This window comes from Acinetobacter nosocomialis (assembly GCF_041021905.1).
Lineage (GTDB): Bacteria > Pseudomonadota > Gammaproteobacteria > Pseudomonadales > Moraxellaceae > Acinetobacter > Acinetobacter nosocomialis.
In genome coordinates this window covers 1,225,537-1,248,518 of record NZ_CP157432.1, presented here as the reverse complement: position 1 = coordinate 1,248,518, position 22,982 = coordinate 1,225,537, and the positions used below count along the sequence as shown (strand labels likewise).

Genomic DNA, 22,982 nt, shown 5'->3' with positions numbered 1-22,982 from the left:
TTAAAACTTATCTACGGCCATTATAAATAGCTAATGCTGCAGGTAAGTTTTTACGCATATCATTAATACGCTGAGCGTTAGATGGGTGAGTAGACAAGAAAGATGAACCACCAGCACCTTCAAGTTTGTTCATTTTTTCCCAGAGGGTAATAGCAGCATTTGGGTTATAACCTGCACGTGCCATTAACATTAAGCCCCCTTGGTCAGCACGGCTCTCTAAACTACGCGAATATGGTAAGCCCACCCCTACTTGCGAACCTAGTTGTGCAGCAGCCGCACCTAATTGGTTAACGTTACCGCCACCTGCATAGCTTAAGCCAATATTTAATGCCAAATCAGTTAAAGCCTGTGCGCCAATTTTACTTTTAGCATGCTCTTCTAAAGCGTGCGTCATTTCGTGGCCCATAACAGCTGCAATTTCAGCATCCGTTAGGTTGAGCTTATTCACAATACCTGTGTAGAACACGACCTTACCACCTGGTGCAACGTAGGCGTTAACAGTATCTGATTTCAGTACAGCCAACTGCCAGCTAAATGGCTGCCCTGTTTGATTTACTTGATCAGCATAAGGTTTTAAACGGTTGAAAACAGCATTAATACGGCTATAGGTACTTGAACTTGTATCTAAAGTCCCTTTAGCACGTGCTTCCTGCACCATTTTAGTAAAACCTTGTGCAGACTGCGCATTTAATGTTGCTGTATCTGCACCAGCCATGTCAGCCATTGTTGCGCAACCAGAGATTGTTACAACACCTGCAGCACACAAGCTTAAAAAAAGTTTCTTATTCATCAACATGGGTCACCTAAATCTTAAAAAAACTGTTTATTCTTTTGCACTTATTATAAGAAATAGCACATAAGCTTTGAATCTCTCATTTCTTCACGATCATAGTATTTATGTAACGATCAAGCAGATAAAGTCATCAAATAAATCCAGAACAGTAAACATATTATATTTAGGACAAGATAGACATGGCTTAAAGGCTTAACTTTCTCTTCAAGAGAGGGACTTGTCCTTTTCCATAAGAGATAACTGTTTTGTATAAAAACGACCGGGATTAAGACACAAGCAATCAAAACAGAAAGACTCATAAATGCTGTCATGAAGAAGTCAGGGTTATAATTTTGGCCATAAATGACTAGCATAGCTAACGTTGGCGAACCACCGATCGCAAACAAAAAAGAATAAAAAATGGTTTTTGAAATAGTGGGTTGCAATTTCATTTTAGTTCATCATCCATGACATCACTTATATTTCTGTTTTAATCTGAATTAGACAAAACAGAAACTGCACTTTAGTCGGATATAAAAAAGCCCCCTTTTTCAGGAGGCTTTTATCATCTTTGCAAATTAAGCAGAGAATGGGTGACGTAAAACAATTGTTTCTGCACGGTCTGGACCAGTTGAAACGATATCAATCGGACATTCGATTAATTGTTCAATACGTTTTACATAAGCCAAAGCATTTGCAGGTAATTGGTCAATGCTCGTTAAACCAACAGTTGACTCGCTCCAACCTGGCATAGTTTCATAAATTGGTTTCAAACATTCAAAAGAAACCGCATCAGAAGAACCTACACAACCTGAATCAGTATTTTCATAACCTACACAGATTTTCACTTCTTCTAAACCGTCTAAAACGTCAAGTTTAGTCAAGCAAATACCTGAAAGTGAGTTAACATCTACAGAACGGCGTAAGATTTCAGCATCAAACCAACCACAACGACGTTGACGACCAGTAGAAGCACCAAATTCATGACCTACTGTACCCAAGTGTTTACCAATTGGGTCACCAGAATCAGTTGCTGCATCGTAAACTAATTCTGTTGGGAATGGACCTGCACCTACACGTGTTGTATAAGCTTTAGTGATACCTAATACATAATCAAGATGTAAAGGCCCCATACCAGAACCAGAGCTTACGCCACCAGCAGTTGTATTTGAGCTAGTCACATACGGGTAAGTACCGTGGTCGATGTCTAAAAGTGAGCCTTGAGCGCCTTCAAACATTACAGGCTTACCTTCTTTGCGGTAGTCATGTAATACTTTAGTCACGTCAATCACTAACGGAGCAAGCACTTCACGCCATTCGTTGCAAAGAGCCAACACGTCTTCAAATTTAACTGCTTCTACACCGTAGAACTGGGTTAATTGGAAGTTATGTAACTCAAGCATTTCTTGGAGTTTTTCTTCTAACGCTGCACCACCACGAACAAGGTCAGCAACACGCACTGCACGGCGAGCTACTTTATCTTCGTAAGCAGGGCCAATACCACGACCTGTAGTACCGATTTTAGCGTTACCACGTTTCTTCTCACGAGCCTGATCAAGAGCAATGTGGTTAGGTAAAATAAGAGGACAGTTTGGAGAAATACGTAGACGTTCCTTAACTGGAACACCCTCAGCTTCCAAAATTCCCATTTCTTCAATTAATGCTGCTGGTGAAAGCACCACACCATTACCAATTAAGCACAATACGTTTTCACGTAAAATACCTGATGGAATGAGGTGTAATACAGTCTTTTTACCACCTACGACAAGAGTATGACCTGCGTTATGTCCACCTTGATAACGTACTACCGCAGCCGCTTGATCTGTGAGCAGGTCGACGATTTTACCTTTACCTTCGTCGCCCCATTGGGTACCAAGTACCACAACATTTTTGCCCATAATAGCCTCATTACATCATGCTGTTAAAATTGGAAACCATCAGTAAAAACTTACTGCTGGCGTTTAAATCTTTTCAATATTCCATTGACCGTTTTGCGATACAAGCTGATGCGTCGCATAAGGAATAGAACCTAAATTATCATTACCTAACAATTGGACTACACGTAAGCCTTGTAAACGTGCATTTGCAATTGCCTTAAGTAAATCTGCATCAGTACCTTTAGGCGCTACTACAGTTTCAATTTCGGCAAACTGATTTGCACCTAAGGCATATAAATCACAACTGAAACCAGTAGCAGGACGTGCACGACCGAAGTGTTCACCAATACCATCGTAACGGCCACCTTGCGCTAAAGGTGCAGCACGGTTCGGTGCATAAACTGCATACATCAAACCAGTGTGATAGTGGTAACTGCGAAGTTCGACAACATCAATCCCAACATTCAGTGCTGGCCAACGGTTTTTAATTTGTTCAAGTGTAGTTTTGAGCGCATTTAATGCAGCATCAAATTCAACATCTTTTAAAATATCTGTACTTAAATGAGTTTGTAATGCTTCTAAATCACTTGCATAGCGACCAAGTGCATAGAAGTCTGAACCCATATTTAAATTTTGAGTAAATTCAGCTAACTCAGGTAATGCTTTTCTTTGATAAAGATCAGATAACTCATGCTCTTCATTTTTAGAAAGTCCGGCATATTTTACTAAGCTACGAAATAAGCCTACATGCCCTAGGTCTAAATGTGCACCTTGCAATGTATAAGCATTTTCAATGAGCCCAAGCATTACATCGACCATTTCAACATCAGCTTCAATACTATCGTGGCCATATAGCTCTGCACCTAATTGTAAAGGTGCGCGAGTCGCATTGAAATTTTGTGGTTTTGTATGTAATACAGTCCCTGCATAACAGTAACGTGCAACCCCTTCAACAGGTCTTACATGTGCATCAATACGTGCAACTTGAGGCGTCATATCAGCACGGATACCGAGTAAACGGCCTGAAAGCTGATCAATCACCTTAAAAGTTACTAAATCCAGGTCTTGATTTGATTCTGATAATGAAGACAACGATTCGATGTATTCGATAAATGGTGTATATACCAGTTGATAACCTCTTACTGAGAGGAAATCTATAGCTTCACGGCGAAGTTTTTCAATGACTTGCGCCTGTTCCGGCAATACATCTGCTACCCCGTCAGGCAGCAACCATGTCTCTGAAATGGTCATATTTCAAGCCTAAAATCTGATCAACGTGGAACGACCCCACATAAAAAAATCGGGAACACACCCGATTTCTCTTAGTGTAGCATGATACTTTGTGCCATGCACCTGACAATTTGCATAAATCTTTCTTAATAAACTCTAAAGTCAAAAAGAAGAGATTAACAATTAACAATATTATTCAATACTTTACTCTTATTCACTTTAGTTATTAATAGAGCTTGTTCGACCAAAGAATGGGCCAATATCTGAACTATCACCTTGTTTCCAGTTAACCAACCTTAACTGCTGAACAGCTTTCCTAAGTTATTTCAAATTTAGAAAGAATCACACAAGTCTAATAATCGATTTGCATAGCCCCATTCATTATCGTACCAAGCAAATACTTTAGCTTGATGCCCAACAACCATAGTTTGAGTTAAATCAACAATAAGTGAATAAGGCGAATGATTAAAATCACTTGAAACGAGTGGCTCATCAGTCACTGCCATAATTTCCGCATAATCTGTTTGAGACGCCTTAATCAACAATTTATTAATATGATGAACAGTAATTGGTGATTGTGCGATAAAAGTTAAATCAATGGCAGCCACATTAATGGTGGGAACTCGAATTGAATAACCATCAATACGGTCTTCCATTTTAGGCATTACACGTTTTAATGCACCCAGTGCACTAGACGTAGTTGGAATAATATTTTGACCAGAAGCTCTGGCACGACGTAAATCACGGTGCGCATGGTCAAGCACAGACTGATCTGCTGTTACGGCATGAATTTCTGTCATGAGCGCAGTTTCAATCCCAAATGCGTCATCAATGATTTTTACTAACGGCACTAAAGCCTGTGTCGTACATGACACACTTGATATGATTTGATCAGACGCTTTCACATCGGCATGGTTAACGCCATAGACAATTGCAGCATCGACATGGTCAAAAGGTGCAGCCCCAATAATGACTCTTTTTGCCCCAGCTTCTAAGTGGCGGGTTGCATCAGCATGAGAACGGAACAAGCCTGTACATTCGAGTACAACATCAATTTGCAAGCTTGCCCACGGTAAAAGTTCTGGCTGTTTTTGCTGTAAAACTTCAACTTTCAAATTTCTTTGGTTAGATTGAATATTTAAATAAATCTTTTCATTTTCAATCGCTATGTCAACTTTGCCATTAAAACGACCATGAGTTGAATCATATTTAAATAAATGCACTAGTGTCTGTACATCTGCTATATCGTTAATCGCCACGATTTCAAAATGAAATTGTTTCGGGCTTTCAAACCATGCACGTAAAACATTACGTCCAATCCGGCCAAACCCATTAATGGCGATACGTTGCATGACCTATCCTTATCTACAAAACCAGAAACGAAAGAAGGCATATAGTAAAACACGTGAAGGCCAATTGAATATAGATTTTTAGCCAAATCACAGTTTTGTAAGATATTCCCTCTAAAATCGTTGGTTCGGTGGGGTTTTTCCGTTACAATTTAGCGTTTTTTAAAAATAAGCCCCGTATCACATGCAAGATTTGTGAACAAATAAACTTGTGGTGATGCTTTTAGCCAAATTCGAAAATATGGAGTGACTTGGTTGTGAGTACTCGTTTAATGACATCTGCTGAAATTCGTGAAGCATTTTTGCGCTACTTTGAAACGCAAGGGCATACACGTGTTGCATCGAGTTCTCTTGTTCCTGCCAACGACCCAACTTTATTATTTACAAATGCTGGGATGAACCAGTTTAAAGACTGTTTTTTAGGTCTTGAAAAACGTGATTATGTACGTGCAACAACATCACAAAAATGTGTACGTGCAGGCGGTAAACACAACGATTTAGATAACGTCGGCTATACAGCTCGTCACCATACATTCTTTGAAATGTTAGGTAACTTCTCATTTGGTGACTATTTCAAACGTGATGCACTTAAGTTTGCTTGGGAGTTTTTAACCAGCGAACAATGGCTAGCTTTACCGAAAGATCGCTTATATGTAACGGTTTATCATACAGATGACGAAGCTTATGACATCTGGAATAAAGAAATTGGTTTAGCTCCAGAGCGTATTATCCGTATTGGTGATAACAAAGGCGAAAAATACGCATCAGATAACTTCTGGGCAATGGGTGATACAGGTCCTTGTGGTCCATGTTCTGAAATTTTCTTTGACCACGGTGACCACATTTGGGGTGGCTTACCTGGTTCTCCTGAAGAAGATGGCGACCGTTTCATTGAAATCTGGAATAACGTTTTCATGCAGTTTAACCGTACTGCTGATGGCGTACTTCACCCTCTTCCAGCGCCATCTGTAGATACAGGTATGGGCTTAGAGCGTATTTCTGCAGTATTGCAACATGTTAATTCAAACTATGACATTGACCTGTTCCAACACTTATTAAAAGCTGCTGCAAACATTATTGGTATTGAAGATGAAGGTCAGCCTTCTTTACGTGTCGTTGCAGACCATGCGCGTTCTTGCTGCTTCTTAATTGCTGATGGTGTAAACCCAAGCAATGAAGGTCGTGGTTATGTATTACGTCGTATTATTCGCCGTGCTGTTCGTCATGGTAACAAGCTTGGTGCAACAGGTACGTTCTTCTACAAAATGTTGCAACCATTAATTGAAGTGATGGGTCAGGCTTACCCTGAGTTAGAAGCTCGTCGTGATGTGATTGAAGCAACTTTAATTCGTGAAGAAGAACAGTTTGCTAAAACACTTGAGCAAGGCTTAAAACTTCTCGAAGGTGAACTTGCTCAGTTAAAAGATAAAACTATTCCGGGTGCGACTGTATTTAAACTTTACGACACTTATGGCTTCCCGACAGACTTAACGGCTGATATTGCACGTGAACGTGGCTTTATTATTGATGAAGCCGGTTTTGAAGTTGAAATGGCTGCACAGCGTCAACGTGCACGTGATGCTGGTAAGTTTGCAGTTGACTATAACAGCATTGTAAAAGTCGAAGGCGAAACTCAGTTTGACGGTTATATCAACACAACTGGTCAAGGTCAGATTGTAGCGATCTATAAAGATGGCGTACAAGTTGACGAAGTTTCTGAAGGCGACGAAGCACTTATCGTTTTAAACCAAACTCCTTTCTATGCTGAAAGTGGTGGTCAGATTGGTGATACTGGTATCTTCAAAAATGAAACAGGTATTTTTGAAGTTCAAGACACTAAAAAGTCTGGTGGTGCCTTTGTTCATCAAGGTATTGTGACTGTTGGTAACCTCAAAGCAAATCAAAATGTAGAAGCGATTGTTAAAGCAGACATTCGTGAAGCTACTGCGCGTAACCACTCAGCAACCCACTTGTTACATGCTGCCCTTCGTCAAATTTTAGGTTCTCATGTACAACAAAAAGGTTCTTTAGTTGCAAGTGATATCTTACGTTTTGACTTTGCAAATGACCAACCTGTTTCATTTGAACAATTACAACAAGTTGAACGTCTCGTAAATGCTGAAATCATTGCCAATACTCCAGTGACGACTGAGCTTCTCGACATTGAAGCAGCAAAAGCAAAAGGCGCAATGATGCTGTTCGGTGAAAAATACGGCGATGAAGTTCGTGTACTTTCTATGGGTTCAGTTATTGATGAGAAAAACTTCTCAATCGAACTTTGTGGCGGTATTCACGTAAAACGTACAGGTGATATTGGTTTATTCAAAATCACTTCTGAAGGTGGTGTAGCTGCTGGTGTACGTCGTATTGAAGCAGTGACTGGCACTAAAGCATTAGAAGTGGTACAAAAAGCTGATCATGATATTCAGCACATTAATAGCTTACTAAAAGCACAGAAAGACCAAACAGTTGAGCGTGTACAAGCCAATGTAGAATTGGTTTCTGCATTACAAAAGCAGATTGAACAGCTCAACCAGAAATTGGCAAACTTCCAAGCGGCTGATTTGATTGACCAAGTTCAAACCATTGCTGGTCGTCAAACGCTTATTACTACTGTTCAAGGGGTTGATGCCAAAGCGCTTCGCAACTTACATGACAGTGTAAAATCAAAATTAGAGAACGCAGTGATTGTGTTAGCAGGTGTAGAGGGTGACAAAGTCAGCCTGCTTGCATCAGTCGCGTCACAATACACTGCAAATCTAAAAGCAGGTGACATCATCAAACATCTAGCAACTGAACTAGGTGGTAAAGGTGGTGGTAAACCTGACTTAGCACAAGGTGGCGCGCCACTTAACGAGAAGTTTGGACAAGTGATCGCAGCATTGCCTGCATGGCTTGAACAAAAATAAGACTTCACTTTTTGTGTAACTGACCCTGAAAAGCCTCTCAGGGTCATGGCTTATATGGAACAACTATGGCATTAATCGTTCAAAAATATGGCGGTACTTCTATGGGTACCCCCGAGCGCATTTTAAATGTTGCTCGTCGTGTGAAGCGTTGGCATGATCACGGTCACAAGGTTGTTGTGGTCGTATCTGCAATGAGTGGTGAAACAAACCGCTTACTTGCCCTCGCTAAAGCCATTACCGAAACACCTGACCCACGCGAGTTAGACCAAATGGTTTCAACCGGTGAACAGGTGACGATTTCCATGTTAGCTATGGCACTTAATTCGATTGGTGTGGAAGCTAAATCCTATACCGGACGTCAAGTCGGTATTAAAACTGACAGTGCATTTACCAAGGCGCGTATTGAGTCGATTGACACAGATGTCATGACCAATGACCTAGATGCAGGCCGTGTTATTGTAGTTGCAGGCTTCCAAGGCTTTGACGCTAATGGAAACACAACTACTCTAGGACGTGGTGGTTCAGATACTTCTGGTGTTGCGATTGCTGCTGCACTTAAAGCAGATGAATGCCAAATCTATACTGACGTTGATGGTGTTTACACTACAGATCCTCGTGTTGCTCCTAAAGCGAAGAAAATTGATCGTATTTCTTTTGAAGAAATGCTAGAAATGGCATCATTAGGTTCAAAAGTTTTACAAATTCGCTCAGTAGAATTTGCCGGAAAATATCAAGTTCCTTTACGCGTATTATCAAGCTTTGATAATGATGACGACGGCGCATTTGACGACGAATTTAAAGAAAATGTAGGTACACTCATTACTACTGAGGCAGAAGACACTATGGAACAGCCAATCATTGCAGGTATTGCTTTTAACCGTGACGAAGCAAAATTAACGATTTTAGGTGTACCTGATGAACCAGGTATTGCTTCTAAAATTTTATCACCAGTAAGTGATGCCAACATTGAAGTGGACATGATAGTCCAAAATGTTGAAGAAGATGGCACAACAGATTTTACGTTTACTGTAAACCGTGTTGATTTAGCGAAAGCTGAAAAAATCTTAAATGAAACTGCCAAAAATATTGGTGCACGCGAAGTTTCAACACGTGACGATATTGTAAAAGTTTCAATTGTTGGTGTGGGTATGCGCTCACACGCTGGTGTAGCAAGCAAGATGTTTACTGCCCTCGCAGACGAAGGTATTAATATCCTTATGATCTCAACATCTGAAATTAAGGTGTCTGTCATCATTGATGAGAAATATCTTGAACTTGCAGTTCGTTGCCTACATACCGCTTTTGGTTTAGATCGCGAACACGGTGAAAGCAGCGCCCGCGCTTAATTTTACCAACCGGTCAAGAATTCATTAAAAAATGTTTACTTGTCCGACAATAATCAAAGAAAACACAGAGCCGCTATAGTTTTTTTTATAGCGGCTCTGTTATATTAAACGGAAAGTTTTTTGGCAGAGATTATCAAAATATGACTTTGTTCTCATATTTCTGTTAGAATCTGACTGAAAACTGAGGTTGAGCTTTTTATTTGGGTACCAATATTGCAGTTTTAAGCGTTTAGCAAGGAGATAAACATGCTGATTCTGACCCGCCGTGTCGGGGAAACATTAATGATTGGGGATCAAGTCAGTGTTACTGTGCTTGGCGTCAAAGGAAACCAGGTTCGAATTGGTGTGAATGCGCCAAAAGAGGTTTCTGTTCATCGCGAAGAAATTTATCAACGTATTCAACATGAACGTGCAATGCATGAACACCTTCAACATCTTGATCAAGATTATCAAGTTTCATATGAAGATGATAATTATGCACAGAAAAACTTCAATCGTTAGTATGAAGTTATTCTCTCCCTAATTAAAGCGACTTTATAGTCGCTTTAAATTTTTTGGGAGTATATAAATTTATAGCCCTAATGCACGTTTTACAGGTGCATAACTACGACGATGCTGATCGATTACCCCGTGAGCTGCAATCGCTTCAAAATGCGCTTTAGTTGGATAACCCTTATGTTTGGCAAAACCAAATAATGGATATTGCTGATCTAATTCTGCCATTTGTCGATCACGTGTGACTTTTGCCAAGATACTCGCTGCACTAATCTCGGCATGGCTCGCATCCCCTCCGACAATCGCTTCACAAGGAATAATGATGCCTTTTGGAATTTGGTTGCCATCTACAATGACTTTTTGAGGCTGTGTTTTTAGACCATCCACGGCACGTTGCATAGCCAAAAAAGTTGCTTGCAAGATATTCAGCTCATCAATCTCTGCATGGGTAGCTTCTGCTATTGACCATGCCAAAGCTTTTTCCTGAATTTCGATAAACAACTTTTCACGTTTCTTTTCAGTTAATTTTTTAGAATCATTCAAACCTAAAATTGGATTGTTCGGATCTAAAATAACAGCTGCAGCAACAACTGAACCCACTAGTGGGCCTCGCCCCGCCTCATCTACGCCTGCAACAAACATGTATACTCCAATAAAAAAAGAGGCCGATCAATATGAGTCAGCCTTCTTTGAAACTCAAATTATTAATTACTTTTGCAAAGCTTCTGCTACACAAGCGTTTACAGTATTAGAGACAACCTGATTTACAACTGTTGCACGTGCCGCAGGGTCAAGTGCAGCAGTAGCCAAATCAACTGCTGTAACACTGTTTGGTGCCTTTTCACTTACGCAACCACAAACATTAGTTTGAATACTATCACGTTGTTCAGCAGTCATAAGCTTGGTTGCTGTTTTCCATGCAGCAACATTATTAATTTCTGTAATACATTTCGCGTTTACAGCCACTTTTAATGCAGTCATGCCTAACTGTTGAGTTGCTGTTTCTGTAGAACCTGCACCAGGCGTGGTCGCACATGCCGTTAAAGCTAAAACAACTGGTGCCATAGCAAGCATCAATTTTTTCATCATTTTTTCCTTTGATCGAACGTAAGCAGCGCGTATTTTGCCTAAACTTGTGCTTAGAAGAAACAAATAAATTGATGCATTTGTGCAATCTAACTCTGTTATTTTCCAACTCAAGTTGACTATGTTTCTTCAATTAAAGCGTTCTGTTTATAGCACGCTCCGTTACGAGAACAACATTTCTCAAAATCAACCCTTTCTCATAAAATCTAGCACTAAAATGACAAAAAAATAGGGTCTTTTATGCCTGCCTCATCCTCTCAATACTACACCCGTACTGCACAGATTCTGCATTGGGTCATGGCAATCATTTTCATTACCGCTTGGGTGATTGGCTTTTATAGTGGAAACTTTTTAAGTTACGATGCTGATGGTAGCTTTAAAGGTGATGTCATTACACTACATAAAAACATTGCCACAACCATTATTTTTCTAGTAGTTATTCGCCTTTTCTGGCGTTACACCCACCCAGCCCCACAGCTGCCTGACACCATGTCACCCACTATGAAAACCCTAGCTCACATCGGACATTTATTGCTTTATGTGATTTTAGTGGCTTTACCTGTGACAGGATGTTTATTTAGCTGGAGTGCTGGTCATCCTGCCCCTGTTTTATATTTATTTGAAATTCCACGTTTAGTACAAGATAACCCTGAGATATTAGCGATTGTTAAACCATTGCATATCTATATTTCATGGTTTGCAGGTTTACTTATTGTTGGACATGTTCTGGCAGCTTTAAAACATCACTTTGTGGATAAAGATAATGTTTTAAATAGTATGACTAAACAACCTAAATAAATTCTATGTTAAAAAAAACCGCCTATCACAGGCGGTTTTTTTATTTAGATTTTCTGAATTTCTGAAATCCACTTTTGTTTCTCTTCATCTGAGATGAAAGAGGCTTCAAAAGAGTTAATTGCGAGTTGCTTCAACTCATCATTACTTAAATCTAAGGCCTGCTGAATAGCAATAAAGTTATCATTCATATAACCGCCAAAATATGAAGGATCATCCGAGTTAACAGTCACATGTACGCCTTTTTGTAAAAGACGGCGGATGTTGTGATCTTTCATATCCTTAACGACACATAGCTTTAAGTTACTTAAAGGACAAACCGTTAATGGCATTTTTTCATTAATTAGACGAGCCATTAATTGTTCGTCTTCTTCAGAACGCACGCCGTGATCAATACGGTTTACTTTGAGCAAGTCTAAAGCTTCCCATACATATTCAGGTGGGCCTTCTTCGCCTGCGTGAGCCACGATTAAGAAACCTTCCTCACGTGCCTTAGCAAAAACACGTTCAAACTTAGCTGGTGGATGGCCTACTTCACTTGAATCAAGTCCAACAGCAATAATGTCTTCTTTAAACGGTAAAGCTTGCTCAAGCGTTTCAAATGCAGCTTCTTCGCTTAAATGGCGCAAGAAACACATAATAAGCTGAGAGCTAATACCAAATTTGGTTTTTGCGTCAGCACATGCACGTTTAAGCCCATTGATCACCGTTGCAAACGCAATACCACGGTCGGTATGAGTTTGCGGGTCGAAGAACATTTCTGTATGAACGACACGATCTTCTGCACATTTCTCAAAATATGCCCATGCTAAATCATAAAAATCTTGCTCATGAACAAGAACATTTGCACCAGCATAGTAAATATCTAAAAATGATTGAAGATTATGAAAGTTATAAGCTTGCTTTACTTCTTCAACAGATTTGTAAGGAATCTGAATCTGATTACGCTGTGCAATAGCAAACATTAATTCAGGTTCAAACGTCCCTTCAATATGCACATGCAACTCGGCTTTTGGTAAGGCCTGAATCAGCTCGACTTGATTCATATTAACTCCACATCTAAAGAAAAAAGGGTGTGGTAAGCACACCCTTCTATAATTTCCTTCTTATATCTCTATCAATAAAATAGTTCTAGAAGGAAATTATGAAAAATCATATTAACCGCCAAAAGCGATAAATTTAAATACCCAAAGAGCAGCAATAATCCATACCATGTATGGAACAGTTTTTGCCTTACCTGTGAATAATTTAACTAATGCATAGCTGATGAAGCCCATAGCAATACCATCTGCAATTGAGTACGCAAATGGCATAAATACAATCGTTAAAAAGGCTGGAACAGCTTCTGTAATATCATCCCAATCAATGTGCGTGATCCCTTGGATCATGAGTACACCAATGAACAACAAAGCTGGAGCTGTTGCAAAACCTGGCACAGATTGAGCAAGAGGTGCCAAGAATAAACAGCAAATAAATAAGAAAGCGACCACTACTGCAGTTAAACCTGTACGTCCACCTGCTGCTACACCTGAAGCCGATTCAATATATGGCGTAGTTGATGATGTACCCAATGCTGCGCCAGCAACAATTGCAGTAGAGTCAGCAAATAGTGCTTTTTTCAAACGTGGCAATTTACCATCTTTTAAAAGGCCCGCACGGTGTGAAACACCTACCAAAGTACCCGTACTGTCAAACAAGTCAACAATAAAGAATACAAAGATCACACCCACCATACTTGCAGTAAACAGACCTTTAAAGTCCATTTGCATAAATGTTGGTGCAATTGAAGGAATCTGCCCTACTACACCTTTAAATTCATTTAAACCTAAAGCAGTCGCAATTGCTGTCACCACCAAAATACTAATAATGATGGCACCACGGACTTTAAGCTGATGTAAAACAACAATAAGTAAAAAGCCAAATAAAGCCAGTAGTACAGTAGGTTGTTTAATATCGCCCAAACCCACTAATGTTGCTTTATTTGCAACAATAATTCCGGCATTTTTTAGCGCAATAAGCGCCAGGAATAAGCCAATACCACCACCTATCGCAAATTTAAGCGACATTGGAATTGCATTAACAATCGCTTCACGAACTTTAAAGAAGCTGATTGCAAGAAATACAACGCCTGAAACAAAAACAGCAGCTAAAGCTGTCTGCCATGGCACCCCCATACCCATACATACCGAATAGGTAAAATAAGCATTAAGCCCCATGCCCGGTGCTAAGGCGATTGGATAATTGGCAATAATACCCATCACTAAACAACCGATTGCTGCTGCCAAACAGGTCGCAACGAATACGGCGCCATGATCCATGCCGGTTTCAGATAAAATGAGTGGATTGACAATGATGATGTAACACATCGTTAAAAACGTAGTTACACCAGCAAGAACTTCTGTTCGAAACGTGGTTTTATTGTCGCTTAACTTAAATAAACGCTCTAACCAGCCTGCCGAAGAATTGGGCGCCGCCATAAGTAGCCTCTATGCAAAATCTGAGCTGTGGAATATGTACTTCTATGTAGGTATCTGAGCAATCTTGTTTTTCTGATCAGATCTCTAGACAAAAATCTTCAATAGACGAAGCAACAAATATGCCACTCATTCGATTTCTGCTGTCATACACAGAAAATAGCCACAGCCCCTCTTGAAACACAAAAAAGCTGCATAACCCCTATGCAGCTTTTTTACTATACGTTCAATAAGTTTAACAGATTCAAAAGCAACATGATCAAAATTTATGAAAAGATATGATCAATGGCACAGTTTTTAAATCAAATAATAATGACTACTTTGCTTAGAAAAACACTTTTTTATCGCTGATATATTTTTGCAAATTATATGAAGCTAAATTGCTATGACTAATACGATTAGGATTTCGCTCAATTGTTTGCAAATTTTTTTCAGCTTCCTGAATAATCCTCATGAGCTCTTGATGTCTTTTATTTTGGGTATCTAAATACGCCCAGTACCCTAGTACAAACACGATACTCACACACAACACTATTAATACTTTATTGATCATTATTATTATCTCTATGTTTTTAATGTTAATGATCTTAACAAAAAATAACCAGTTTGTGAATATTTTCACATTTATTTACAATAATTATTAATCACTCAATCTATTGATATAAAAAATGTTTTCTAATTTGCAATTTTAAAAAAGAGTAAAAATAATACTTTTCACTTAAAAATTCATTTTTAAAAATAACTATATTTTTTTAACAAAAACTTATATAGCCTTATTCACCTACTTTTATTTTTAAGTATATTTAAATTTATTTTTCAATTTAACTTCATTAAATTATTGTTCAATCCGTTCAATAATAAAAAGCCCATTTCAATAAATTAAAATGGGCTTTTATAAAGTCATTAACCAGCAACTTCTTCAGCTTTAGGTTTTGCTTTTATCAAATCAGCTTCATAAACCACATCATATTCTTCTAACTTTAAATGATGTAAACGCTGTTTAAGCTTTTTTAACGACCATGGCCATGCCGCGAAGTTGCGACCATTTGCATCGAGATAGTAACTTTTACATCCCCCGCTATTGAATACTGTGGTTTGTAGATGTTTTTGTACCAAGTCGTTGTGCTTTTTAATCACTTCTGATTTCACTGAAAGCTTAGCAATACCTTTTGCCTTCATTTGTAGCAAACCATCTATAATATATTGCAGTTGTGCTTCGGCAAGACCAATAAATGAGTCATAGACCAAAACATTTGGCCCAAGCATAAGAAATGCATTAGGTACATTTTCAATATTGGTTCCTAAATAAGCTTCTGGTGAGGAGTCTTTCCAAAGCTCAGCCAAACATTCCCCTTTTTCGTTATGTACACGTTTACCAATAGGGGGATGAGACACTTCAAATCCAGTACCCCAAATAATCACATCAACTTCGTGGCGTTCACCATTAGCTGCAATCACCGTATTGCCTTCGACTTTAACTAGACCATGTGGAATAAGCGTAGTGTTAGGTGCCTGTAACGCTGGATAATAGTTATTGGCAAACAAAATACGCTTACAGCCAATATCGAAATTAGGCGTTACGTTTTTACGCAAGACTGGATCTTTGATTTGCAGCTTTAACAATTGTTTTGCAGCAAAATTGACAGGCTTTAAAGCTTTTGGGTTGCGTAGGCCAAAATTAATGACATTTAAAGTACCCGCCACAGTCTGTCGCCAAGTCGCTTGAATAGCTGGATATTTGGCAATGACAGATTTACTCAACTCGCCCAAGTCCGTATCGGGCTTCGGTAGTACCCAAGGTGCTGTACGTTGGAATACAAACAACTCTTTGGCTTTAGGTTGAATTTGTGGCACAAACTGAATAGCAGATGCACCAGTACCAATTACAGCAATGCGTTTTCCAGTTAAGTCATAGTCATGGTTCCATTTTGCCGAATGGAACATTTCACCAGTAAAGGTATCTAAACCTTCAAGACGTGGAATTTGTGCTTCGGTAATTGGACCTGTAGCAAATAAAACTGTTTTAGCGATATACAAACCAGAGCTTGTCTCTAGCTTCCAGATATTTTTTTGGTTATCCCACTCTGCTTTTAATAATTCGGTATTGAATTCGATTAAGGACTCAATATCAAACTCACGACTAACATCTTCTAAATAACTTAAAATTTCCGGTTGGCGTGCAAATAAATGGCTCCATTTTGCACTTGGGGCAAAGGAGTAAGAATAAAGTGACGACGGTACATCACAACCACAGCCCGGATAGGTATTTTCACGCCAAGTGCCACCGACGCGGCTGGCTTTTTCAATAATTTTAAAATTGGTTAAGCCTGCTTCGTTTAGCTTAATTGCTGCAGCTAAGCCAGAAATACCTGCACCGACAATAAAAGTGTCATAAACATGTGCAACTTCTTGGGTTTTACGTGTGCGTGTATTTGTTCTAGGTTTAGTGACCATAATTTTTCTGCCTATACAAAATTTTATTTAAATAGCTGATACGAAAGCCCAAGGAACTTTGCATATAGGGTTGGAGACGTTCTTTTCATAAGCCAGAATAATTTGGCGTCGATCTGTGGCGTGGTATACAGCTGCCCTCGATCTAATCGATTCAATGTTAAAGCCGCAACTGCGTCACTGGTTGTCATGGCATAGTTCATGAGTGCATGGTCTGCAAGCTTGGAATAACGGCCCGGAATCCGACCATTTTTAATGATATTGGTAGGTACCAAAGTTGGGCACAGCACATTGACCTTAATATTGAATTTGCGTAGCTCGGCTGAAAGGGTTTCTGATAATGCCAATACACCGGCTTTCGTTACATTGTAGACACTCATTTCTGGTGCTGCGGTATAAGACGCCGCAGAAGCTACATTAATAATTGCACCGTAACCTAGTTTTTTGAGCTTTGGCACAAATGCATGACAACCATGAATAACACCCCATAGGTTTACATGCATACACCATTTCCAGTCTTCCAAACTCATTTCATCAAATTTGCCGCCTAGCCCTACGCCGGCATTATTAATGATGAGTGTTACTGGATGATCAAGTAACTGTTCTGCTTGATCAGCCAAAGCCTGTACTTGTTCTGCTTGCCCAACATCACACTGGACTGCAAATGCTTTTTGTCCAAGCTGTTCAATTAACTTTACAGTTTCTTTTGCAGCTTCTAAATTAATATCTGCACATACTACGTTGCCACCGCGCTTCGCTAGTTCAACTGCAAAGCTACGACCAATTCCACTGCCTGCCCCAGTTACGACCGCATATGCGTTTCGGCTAGGCTGGTCTTTCTTACCAAATAAAATCATAGTAAATCCTAAAAAACTTTAGGTAGACGGCAGTAATTTTCGTATTACTGCCATGACTAATACGCTTATGAAACTGCACGAACTGGTGGTGTAAATTCCTTCACAAAGTAAGGCGCTATAGCACCGCCCTCGTTAAGTAATTTGTTTTTGTAGTACTCAAGGTATTCGGTCGTGTCATGATCATTTGGGTGGAAGTTAGGACGTAAGTAATCAAAAATCTGGCCAATAGTGCTACCAAATACACCATCTTTTGGACTAAAAATTAAGTTGACGCCACGACGTGCATCTTTCCAGAATTTCTTAGTTAGCATTTCTTGTGGTTTACGTAGTACGGGTACAAATAAAGTTGCTGTTGGAATAAGTCCTAAAATAGTGATGAAAGCCATTAAAAAGCCGGTTGCACGTAACGGATAATTACCGTTTAAAACCTGATAGACATCATAAGCAATATCTTTATGCTCAGATTCTTCAAGCATATGCCACATCCATAAAGCACGGCTTTTGGCATCGTCGGTATAATAGAAATTCTTTTCATGCTTCATCATGTATTCGGCAAGTACTGCCGTAAAGTGCTCAATACCCGCCATAAGTGAAAGCTTTAACGGCTGTGGGAATTTTAAAAACACATATTTAAAGAAGTTTTCACCTAAGAAACGATAAAAATCGACCGGATATTCCAGCTCTTTAATTGCATCATTGAACTCATTATGCAATTTTGAATGGATGGCTTCTTGACCAATAAGGGAAGTAACTCGCTGTTTTAAAATCGGGTCTTGAATAAATTCACGGTGGTGACGAGCTGTTTCAATCACCAAATCTTCACCATAGGTCAAGAAAACCGAAAGCGTTGCAAAGAACAATGTTGCAAACTGGTTGTTGACGTAAAACTCGATATCAATTTCTTTACCATCAAATCCGATATTTAAATGGCGAATTGGGATAGTTCCTTTATTTGAGAAATCTATCTTTTGATACTGAGCTATAACTGATTTAGGAGAAATAATATTTCGGATAGCTTGAGCGACCATTTTTGACACCCTATAAAATTTGTTAAATACAAGGCAGCGTCGAATCAAACAGGTAAAGTTGTCTTTAGATTATTTCTTGCAATCTTTAACTGCTCTAGAACAAAAATTTGCTCGAATACATCTGCCTTGCCATGTTTTATGAACCTAAGTGTTGTTAAGTTCACCAAATCAGATTAAATAGTGCGCTTGATGTACCACTCGAACAAGGACAAAAAAAGCCAACCTACTTTGAAACTTTTTGCCAACTTAAATATTTTTTGATTATTTCAAACAACTTATATAACCTACTCTTATTCATAATTATTTAAATAAAATACATTTGTCCTAAAATGATAAAAATATGGCTTTAAAAGATAAAAAATGAAATATTATGCCTACCCTTCCTCGCATCTCATATCAAAATTTCAGCGTTCCAAAAATCACACTAAGCTTTCTGTTTTTAGAGCTTTATTGCATAAATGAAAACGATAAACTGCATTCAGAGAAAAAAATTGGATGAGGAGAATAAATCATGTTTGATATGCGTTTATCTCATGAGCGTGGTGCAGCACATCATGGCTGGTTACAGTCAAAACACACGTTTTCATTTGCAAATTATTGGGACCCGAAACAAGTCGGCTTTTCAGATTTGCTTGTGATTAATGACGATACGGTTGCTCCATCAAAAGGCTTTGGTACTCACCCTCACCGTAACATGGAAATTATTTCTTATGTGCTTGAAGGTGCGTTAGAACATAAAGATTCAATGGGTACAGGTTCGGTTATTGTGCCTGGTGATATTCAGTTAATGAGCGCAGGCCGTGGGGTTGCACATAGTGAATTTAATCACTCTGCTCAAGAAAACGTGCACTTCTTGCAAATTTGGGTGGTTCCAAATGAAGTGAACACAACACCAGGCTATCAACAATTGCATATTTCCGAGGAAGACAAACGCGGTAAATTGCACTTGATGATTTCACCAAAAGGTGGCGAAAAAACTTTATCCATCAAACAAGATATTAATATTTATTCAGGTCTTTTTGATGGTGAAGAAACAGCAGAATTTGCAATTCCAGAAGGTCGTTATGTTTACCTACATGTGGCAAAAGGCCGTATTGATGTAAACGGTAAAACCTTTAATACAGGTGATGCTGCACGAATTCGTGATGGAGGCAAGTTATCATTTACTAATGGTGACAACGCCGAAATTCTGATTTTTGATATGCGTCCGGAAGAAATTCCAACCATGCCATAATCAACAAAAAACACCTGCGAAATATACGCAGGTGTTTTTTTATGTTTATTAAAAAGAAAAATTATGAATGGTCTTCCGAGCGTGCCATTTCAGTGTTGATATAACTCATGATCATAGTTGTTAACCCTTGCACCATTTCATCAAAACTAATAAATGGGTTAGGTAAAATAAGATGCCTTGCTACGTTAAAAATACCGCTATTAATACAAATATAGGTAATTACAGGTAAATTATTAATTTTTAAATATTTAGGATTATGCATCATATATTTCATGATGACTTCCATTAAAGCCTGTTCAATTTTTGGAATATATTTGTCGTATTGCAACTCACCTGCGTAACGTAAAACGGTTAAGTAACGGTCATTATTTTTCTTTAATAAATCACTGAACGTATAAAAAATCATTTCAATGACAGGCTCTAATTCCAACTCTAAAATTGTAGGGGTTAGCTCTTTAATCATGTCGAGAATTTCACTCACAAAGTAGTGATTCATCGCATCATAAATTTCTTCTTTATTTTTAAAATACTCATAGAGAGACCCCACACTCACCCCTGCAATTTCCGCAATATGACGTGTGGTGGTACCACTTGGTCCATGCAAAGCTACGGCAATAAAACCTGCTTCAATAATGGTATCGACCGTGACTTTGGCTCGTGCCTGACGGGGTTTTCGCGTAGACATATTTTCTTATTAATAATCCGAACATAAGCTCAGGTTAGCATGTAATTTAGCCCCACCCTAATAAAAAAACAAAATCCGAATAGTTGTCAAATTTCATAGAGTAATTTTTATAGGAGCATGGCTAAACATACTTATGAGCTCTTTTATTATTAGGTAATTATTTTTAAATAAATTTAAATTATTTAAATAAAAATCAATATATTAATAAATTAAAAAACTATTTTTTTATTCTATTCATGCATTAGATGGGAGCTTATAAAACTTAAAAAGTTACCCGAATTGAATCCGAACATAAACTCAGATTAACATGAAAAAATCCAAAAAGAGGTTGATTCATTTTATCAAGTTCCCCTCTTTTTCCGTTATTCAGTCAAATAATCAAACAAATAACGGAGCAACATCACCGTAGTCAGTAAGCAGACAAAATGCTTTTTGAAAATGGAATTTACAGTGCCCTGTTGGAAATCAAAGCTTTTGGTTTTCGACGTAGCTGCACTATCACTGATTGATCTGAAGGTGTCGCCATGATCTCGACCACAGTTAAAAAATCACTAAACAAACTCAAATTTTACCGTGAAATCGAGTTACCAGATTTTGCCAGTAAAGGATCTATTCCAATCCGTCATTTAAATATCGGGTTTGATGGTAAAGAGATTGATGTTGAATTCTATATGAACAATCAATTTGCCACCTTGTTTTTTGCTACGCTTTCAGTATTTCTAACCTATGGTGAAGATTTGGTGATCGAGACTGCCCGTCACCACCGTGAATTTATTCAAGACCCAGTGTTAAAACAGCGTGTTACTTCCCTTATTGGTCAAGAAGCGATTCATTCTAAGTTGCATAATGAATATAACGATGCACTTAAAGATGTTGAATATCCGGTCGATTTATACCGTTTCTTGGGCGAGAACTTCTTTAAATATGTGTTTTTGAAATTTCCGCAACCGCTTAAATTATCAATGATGGCTGGTATTGAGCATTTTACGGCTGTACTTGCCGAATACATGATGAAACATGAGAAGAATTTCTACTATTCAGACGATGCCAAAAGCCGTGCGCTATGGATGTGGCATATGCTTGAAGAATCTGAGCATAAAGATATTGCCTATGATGTTTATCAATTACTCAATGGTAGCTACCCACTACGAGCTTCTGGCTTCTTCTTAGCTTTCTTTACTATTTTAGGTCTAATCCCAGCAACTACCTTGTTTATTCCTGTTTTAAGAAAACCACAGGAAATGCTGACTAGAAAATTCTGGAAAGACGCTCGCCGTGGTGTCGGACTTATCTTTGGTCCAAAAGATGGCGTATTCGGTAGCACGATTGGCCAGATTTTCGATTACTTACGCCCTGACTTCCACCCAAATGATCATGATACCACTGAATATCTAGAGTACTACAAAGACAAATTACTGAAGGAAGGAGGTGCAATTGCGCCTTACTTTGTGAAGGAATTTACTCCGCCTGTACGCTTGTCTTAACTGGCTTGCAACCAGTCACTCAATGGCTGGTTTTCCTTAAATCTATTTCGGGATGAATCATGATTTTATTTGGTAAAAAGAAAGTTAAACCAAGCCAAAAAGCTTATGCCGTTGTGACTGGCGCAGGCAGTGGAATTGGGCGGAGTTTTGCACTTGAACTGGCAAAACGTGGTGGTAGCGTAGTGTGTGCAGATATTAATTTAGAAGCCGCAGAAGAAACGGTAAAGCTTCTTGAACAAGAAGGCGCAAAAGCTTTTGCCATGCGCTGCGATGTGGGTAATGCAGAACAAGTGAACCACCTAGCTGAAACTGCTGAAATTTTACTTGGTCACCCTGTGACCCTTGTCATTAATAATGCAGGTGTGGGATTAGGCGGTAAGTTTGACGAACTCAGTCTAGAAGACTGGAACTGGGTCATGAATATTAACCTTTGGGGCGTTATTCATGGTTGTCATGCATTTGTGCCAAAGTTCAAAAAACTAGGTTATGGCGCGATTATTAATGTGGCTTCGGCGGCATCGTACACGGCTGCTCCAGAAATGACTGCTTATAACGTAACGAAAGCGGGTGTTCGTGCGCTGTCTGAAACACTTTCGGCTGAACTTCGTAAATTTAACATTAAAGTCAATGTGCTCTGCCCGACTTTGGTACCCACCAATATCATTAAAAATGGTCGTATTCCGGGCCGCTATTCCAAGCTTGCAGACCATGCACTCATGAACTACGCACTCACCACAAGTGACGATGTCGCCAAACTCACACTTAACCGTCTTGATCAGGATGAGCTTTATACCATTCCTCAAATCGACGCGAAGTTGTTCTGGCTCATGAAACGTGCATCTCCAAGCTTGTATACCAAATTCCTTGGTACATCGTACAAATTATTTAAATAAGAAATTTTATAGGTAGT

The 22,982-nt window shown here is 38.9% G+C and carries 21 protein-coding genes; 7 read left to right on the top strand and 14 right to left on the bottom strand.

Annotation, left to right across the window (positions count from 1 at the left end; all coding sequences use genetic code 11):
• Nucleotides 1–7 precede the first annotated feature (7 nt).
• The 5 genes from ABLC00_RS05850 to ABLC00_RS05830 all read right to left on the bottom strand — a co-directional run bounded on the left by ABLC00_RS05850 (nucleotide 8) and on the right by ABLC00_RS05830 (nucleotide 5,231).
• Nucleotides 8–790 (bottom strand): M48 family metallopeptidase, encoded by a 783-nt coding sequence (locus tag ABLC00_RS05850; protein ID WP_017393664.1) that lies wholly within the window; start codon nucleotides 788–790, stop codon nucleotides 8–10.
• Nucleotides 791–906: 116 nt separating this feature from the next.
• Entirely contained in the window at nucleotides 907–1,224 is a 318-nt protein-coding gene (locus tag ABLC00_RS05845) for a hypothetical protein (protein WP_002156849.1), read from the bottom strand.
• Nucleotides 1,225–1,350: 126 nt separating this feature from the next.
• Nucleotides 1,351–2,670 carry an adenylosuccinate synthase gene (locus ABLC00_RS05840; RefSeq protein ID WP_002156866.1) on the bottom strand — a complete coding sequence of 440 codons (1,320 nt, stop codon included), beginning with the start codon at nucleotides 2,668–2,670 and terminating at the stop codon, nucleotides 1,351–1,353.
• Between the two features lie 63 nt (nucleotides 2,671–2,733).
• Nucleotides 2,734–3,900, bottom strand: coding sequence for an ATP phosphoribosyltransferase regulatory subunit (locus tag ABLC00_RS05835; protein ID WP_004888036.1), 1,167 nt, complete (start codon nucleotides 3,898–3,900; stop codon nucleotides 2,734–2,736).
• Between the two features lie 311 nt (nucleotides 3,901–4,211).
• Nucleotides 4,212–5,231: a type I glyceraldehyde-3-phosphate dehydrogenase gene (locus ABLC00_RS05830; RefSeq protein WP_004888037.1), complete on the bottom strand. Its 1,020-nt coding sequence runs from the start codon at nucleotides 5,229–5,231 to the stop codon at nucleotides 4,212–4,214.
• A 269-nt stretch (nucleotides 5,232–5,500) separates the two neighbouring features.
• On the opposite strand from ABLC00_RS05830, the gene alaS reads away from it, so the two are divergent.
• The 3 genes from alaS to csrA all read left to right on the top strand — a co-directional run bounded on the left by alaS (nucleotide 5,501) and on the right by csrA (nucleotide 9,984).
• Entirely contained in the window at nucleotides 5,501–8,137 is a 2,637-nt protein-coding gene (gene alaS, locus ABLC00_RS05825) for an alanine--tRNA ligase (protein ID WP_004709855.1), read from the top strand.
• A gap of 65 nt (nucleotides 8,138–8,202) precedes the next feature.
• Nucleotides 8,203–9,483, top strand: coding sequence for an aspartate kinase (locus ABLC00_RS05820; protein ID WP_001185176.1), 1,281 nt, complete (start codon nucleotides 8,203–8,205; stop codon nucleotides 9,481–9,483).
• A 246-nt stretch (nucleotides 9,484–9,729) separates the two neighbouring features.
• Nucleotides 9,730–9,984 (top strand): carbon storage regulator CsrA, encoded by a 255-nt coding sequence (csrA, locus tag ABLC00_RS05815; protein WP_000906487.1) that lies wholly within the window; start codon nucleotides 9,730–9,732, stop codon nucleotides 9,982–9,984.
• Between the two features lie 69 nt (nucleotides 9,985–10,053).
• Here csrA and rnhB read toward each other — a convergent pair whose 3' ends face one another.
• The gene (rnhB, locus tag ABLC00_RS05810; protein ID WP_000495832.1) at nucleotides 10,054–10,620 is read right to left on the bottom strand and encodes a ribonuclease HII; all 567 of its coding nucleotides are present in this window, start codon (nucleotides 10,618–10,620) and stop codon (nucleotides 10,054–10,056) included.
• Between the two features lie 66 nt (nucleotides 10,621–10,686).
• Nucleotides 10,687–11,064, bottom strand: coding sequence for a hypothetical protein (locus tag ABLC00_RS05805; protein WP_002156817.1), 378 nt, complete (start codon nucleotides 11,062–11,064; stop codon nucleotides 10,687–10,689).
• A 240-nt stretch (nucleotides 11,065–11,304) separates the two neighbouring features.
• Here ABLC00_RS05805 and ABLC00_RS05800 point away from each other — a divergent pair, with 240 nt between their 5' ends.
• The gene (locus ABLC00_RS05800) at nucleotides 11,305–11,862 is read left to right on the top strand and encodes a cytochrome b (protein ID WP_002156818.1); all 558 of its coding nucleotides are present in this window, start codon (nucleotides 11,305–11,307) and stop codon (nucleotides 11,860–11,862) included.
• 44 nt (nucleotides 11,863–11,906) lie between these two features.
• Here the strand turns inward: ABLC00_RS05800 and ABLC00_RS05795 are convergent, their stop codons facing one another.
• The 6 genes from ABLC00_RS05795 to ABLC00_RS05770 all read right to left on the bottom strand — a co-directional run bounded on the left by ABLC00_RS05795 (nucleotide 11,907) and on the right by ABLC00_RS05770 (nucleotide 18,669).
• The gene (locus ABLC00_RS05795; RefSeq protein ID WP_002156878.1) at nucleotides 11,907–12,905 is read right to left on the bottom strand and encodes an adenosine deaminase; all 999 of its coding nucleotides are present in this window, start codon (nucleotides 12,903–12,905) and stop codon (nucleotides 11,907–11,909) included.
• 111 nt (nucleotides 12,906–13,016) lie between these two features.
• Nucleotides 13,017–14,336 carry an NCS2 family permease gene (locus tag ABLC00_RS05790; protein ID WP_004888055.1) on the bottom strand — a complete coding sequence of 440 codons (1,320 nt, stop codon included), beginning with the start codon at nucleotides 14,334–14,336 and terminating at the stop codon, nucleotides 13,017–13,019.
• A 322-nt stretch (nucleotides 14,337–14,658) separates the two neighbouring features.
• Complete coding sequence (locus ABLC00_RS05785; RefSeq protein ID WP_004709863.1) at nucleotides 14,659–14,886, bottom strand: hypothetical protein; 228 nt, start codon at nucleotides 14,884–14,886, stop codon at nucleotides 14,659–14,661.
• A 350-nt stretch (nucleotides 14,887–15,236) separates the two neighbouring features.
• Nucleotides 15,237–16,787, bottom strand: a complete 1,551-nt coding sequence (locus ABLC00_RS05780) for an NAD(P)/FAD-dependent oxidoreductase (protein ID WP_004888056.1) — start codon at nucleotides 16,785–16,787, stop codon at nucleotides 15,237–15,239.
• Between the two features lie 23 nt (nucleotides 16,788–16,810).
• Nucleotides 16,811–17,641 carry an SDR family oxidoreductase gene (locus ABLC00_RS05775; protein WP_004709866.1) on the bottom strand — a complete coding sequence of 277 codons (831 nt, stop codon included), beginning with the start codon at nucleotides 17,639–17,641 and terminating at the stop codon, nucleotides 16,811–16,813.
• Between the two features lie 65 nt (nucleotides 17,642–17,706).
• Nucleotides 17,707–18,669: a metal-dependent hydrolase gene (locus ABLC00_RS05770; protein ID WP_004709868.1), complete on the bottom strand. Its 963-nt coding sequence runs from the start codon at nucleotides 18,667–18,669 to the stop codon at nucleotides 17,707–17,709.
• A gap of 511 nt (nucleotides 18,670–19,180) precedes the next feature.
• Between ABLC00_RS05770 and ABLC00_RS05765 the strand changes: the two genes are divergently transcribed.
• Nucleotides 19,181–19,903 carry a pirin family protein gene (locus ABLC00_RS05765; protein WP_000459994.1) on the top strand — a complete coding sequence of 241 codons (723 nt, stop codon included), beginning with the start codon at nucleotides 19,181–19,183 and terminating at the stop codon, nucleotides 19,901–19,903.
• A gap of 61 nt (nucleotides 19,904–19,964) precedes the next feature.
• Here ABLC00_RS05765 and ABLC00_RS05760 read toward each other — a convergent pair whose 3' ends face one another.
• Nucleotides 19,965–20,588, bottom strand: a complete 624-nt coding sequence (locus ABLC00_RS05760; RefSeq protein ID WP_002156858.1) for a TetR/AcrR family transcriptional regulator — start codon at nucleotides 20,586–20,588, stop codon at nucleotides 19,965–19,967.
• A 524-nt stretch (nucleotides 20,589–21,112) separates the two neighbouring features.
• Here ABLC00_RS05760 and ABLC00_RS05755 point away from each other — a divergent pair.
• Nucleotides 21,113–22,072: a metal-dependent hydrolase gene (locus ABLC00_RS05755; protein WP_004888059.1), complete on the top strand. Its 960-nt coding sequence runs from the start codon at nucleotides 21,113–21,115 to the stop codon at nucleotides 22,070–22,072.
• 59 nt (nucleotides 22,073–22,131) lie between these two features.
• Nucleotides 22,132–22,965 (top strand): SDR family NAD(P)-dependent oxidoreductase, encoded by an 834-nt coding sequence (locus tag ABLC00_RS05750; protein WP_002156874.1) that lies wholly within the window; start codon nucleotides 22,132–22,134, stop codon nucleotides 22,963–22,965.
• The last annotated feature ends 17 nt before the right edge of the window (nucleotides 22,966–22,982 follow it).

Excerpts from the sequence above, each read along its gene's own strand:
- ABLC00_RS05750 (WP_002156874.1), top strand. The coding sequence starts at position 22,132 with ATGATTTTATTTGGTAAAAAGAAAGTTAAACCAAGCCAAAAAGCTTAT.
- ABLC00_RS05850 (WP_017393664.1), bottom strand. The coding sequence starts at position 790 with ATGAATAAGAAACTTTTTTTAAGCTTGTGTGCTGCAGGTGTTGTAACA.
- ABLC00_RS05800 (WP_002156818.1), top strand. The coding sequence starts at position 11,305 with ATGCCTGCCTCATCCTCTCAATACTACACCCGTACTGCACAGATTCTG.
- ABLC00_RS05830 (WP_004888037.1), bottom strand. The coding sequence starts at position 5,231 with ATGCAACGTATCGCCATTAATGGGTTTGGCCGGATTGGACGTAATGTT.
- ABLC00_RS05845 (WP_002156849.1), bottom strand. The coding sequence starts at position 1,224 with ATGAAATTGCAACCCACTATTTCAAAAACCATTTTTTATTCTTTTTTG.
- ABLC00_RS05775 (WP_004709866.1), bottom strand. The coding sequence starts at position 17,641 with ATGATTTTATTTGGTAAGAAAGACCAGCCTAGCCGAAACGCATATGCG.
- ABLC00_RS05780 (WP_004888056.1), bottom strand. The coding sequence starts at position 16,787 with ATGGTCACTAAACCTAGAACAAATACACGCACACGTAAAACCCAAGAA.
- ABLC00_RS05785 (WP_004709863.1), bottom strand. The coding sequence starts at position 14,886 with ATGATCAATAAAGTATTAATAGTGTTGTGTGTGAGTATCGTGTTTGTA.
- ABLC00_RS05835 (WP_004888036.1), bottom strand. The coding sequence starts at position 3,900 with ATGACCATTTCAGAGACATGGTTGCTGCCTGACGGGGTAGCAGATGTA.
- ABLC00_RS05840 (WP_002156866.1), bottom strand. The coding sequence starts at position 2,670 with ATGGGCAAAAATGTTGTGGTACTTGGTACCCAATGGGGCGACGAAGGT.
- ABLC00_RS05820 (WP_001185176.1), top strand. The coding sequence starts at position 8,203 with ATGGCATTAATCGTTCAAAAATATGGCGGTACTTCTATGGGTACCCCC.
- ABLC00_RS05795 (WP_002156878.1), bottom strand. The coding sequence starts at position 12,905 with ATGAATCAAGTCGAGCTGATTCAGGCCTTACCAAAAGCCGAGTTGCAT.
- ABLC00_RS05760 (WP_002156858.1), bottom strand. The coding sequence starts at position 20,588 with ATGTCTACGCGAAAACCCCGTCAGGCACGAGCCAAAGTCACGGTCGAT.
- ABLC00_RS05755 (WP_004888059.1), top strand. The coding sequence starts at position 21,113 with ATGATCTCGACCACAGTTAAAAAATCACTAAACAAACTCAAATTTTAC.
- rnhB (WP_000495832.1), bottom strand. The coding sequence starts at position 10,620 with ATGTTTGTTGCAGGCGTAGATGAGGCGGGGCGAGGCCCACTAGTGGGT.
- ABLC00_RS05765 (WP_000459994.1), top strand. The coding sequence starts at position 19,181 with ATGTTTGATATGCGTTTATCTCATGAGCGTGGTGCAGCACATCATGGC.
- csrA (WP_000906487.1), top strand. The coding sequence starts at position 9,730 with ATGCTGATTCTGACCCGCCGTGTCGGGGAAACATTAATGATTGGGGAT.
- ABLC00_RS05790 (WP_004888055.1), bottom strand. The coding sequence starts at position 14,336 with ATGGCGGCGCCCAATTCTTCGGCAGGCTGGTTAGAGCGTTTATTTAAG.
- ABLC00_RS05805 (WP_002156817.1), bottom strand. The coding sequence starts at position 11,064 with ATGAAAAAATTGATGCTTGCTATGGCACCAGTTGTTTTAGCTTTAACG.
- ABLC00_RS05770 (WP_004709868.1), bottom strand. The coding sequence starts at position 18,669 with ATGGTCGCTCAAGCTATCCGAAATATTATTTCTCCTAAATCAGTTATA.
- alaS (WP_004709855.1), top strand. The coding sequence starts at position 5,501 with ATGACATCTGCTGAAATTCGTGAAGCATTTTTGCGCTACTTTGAAACG.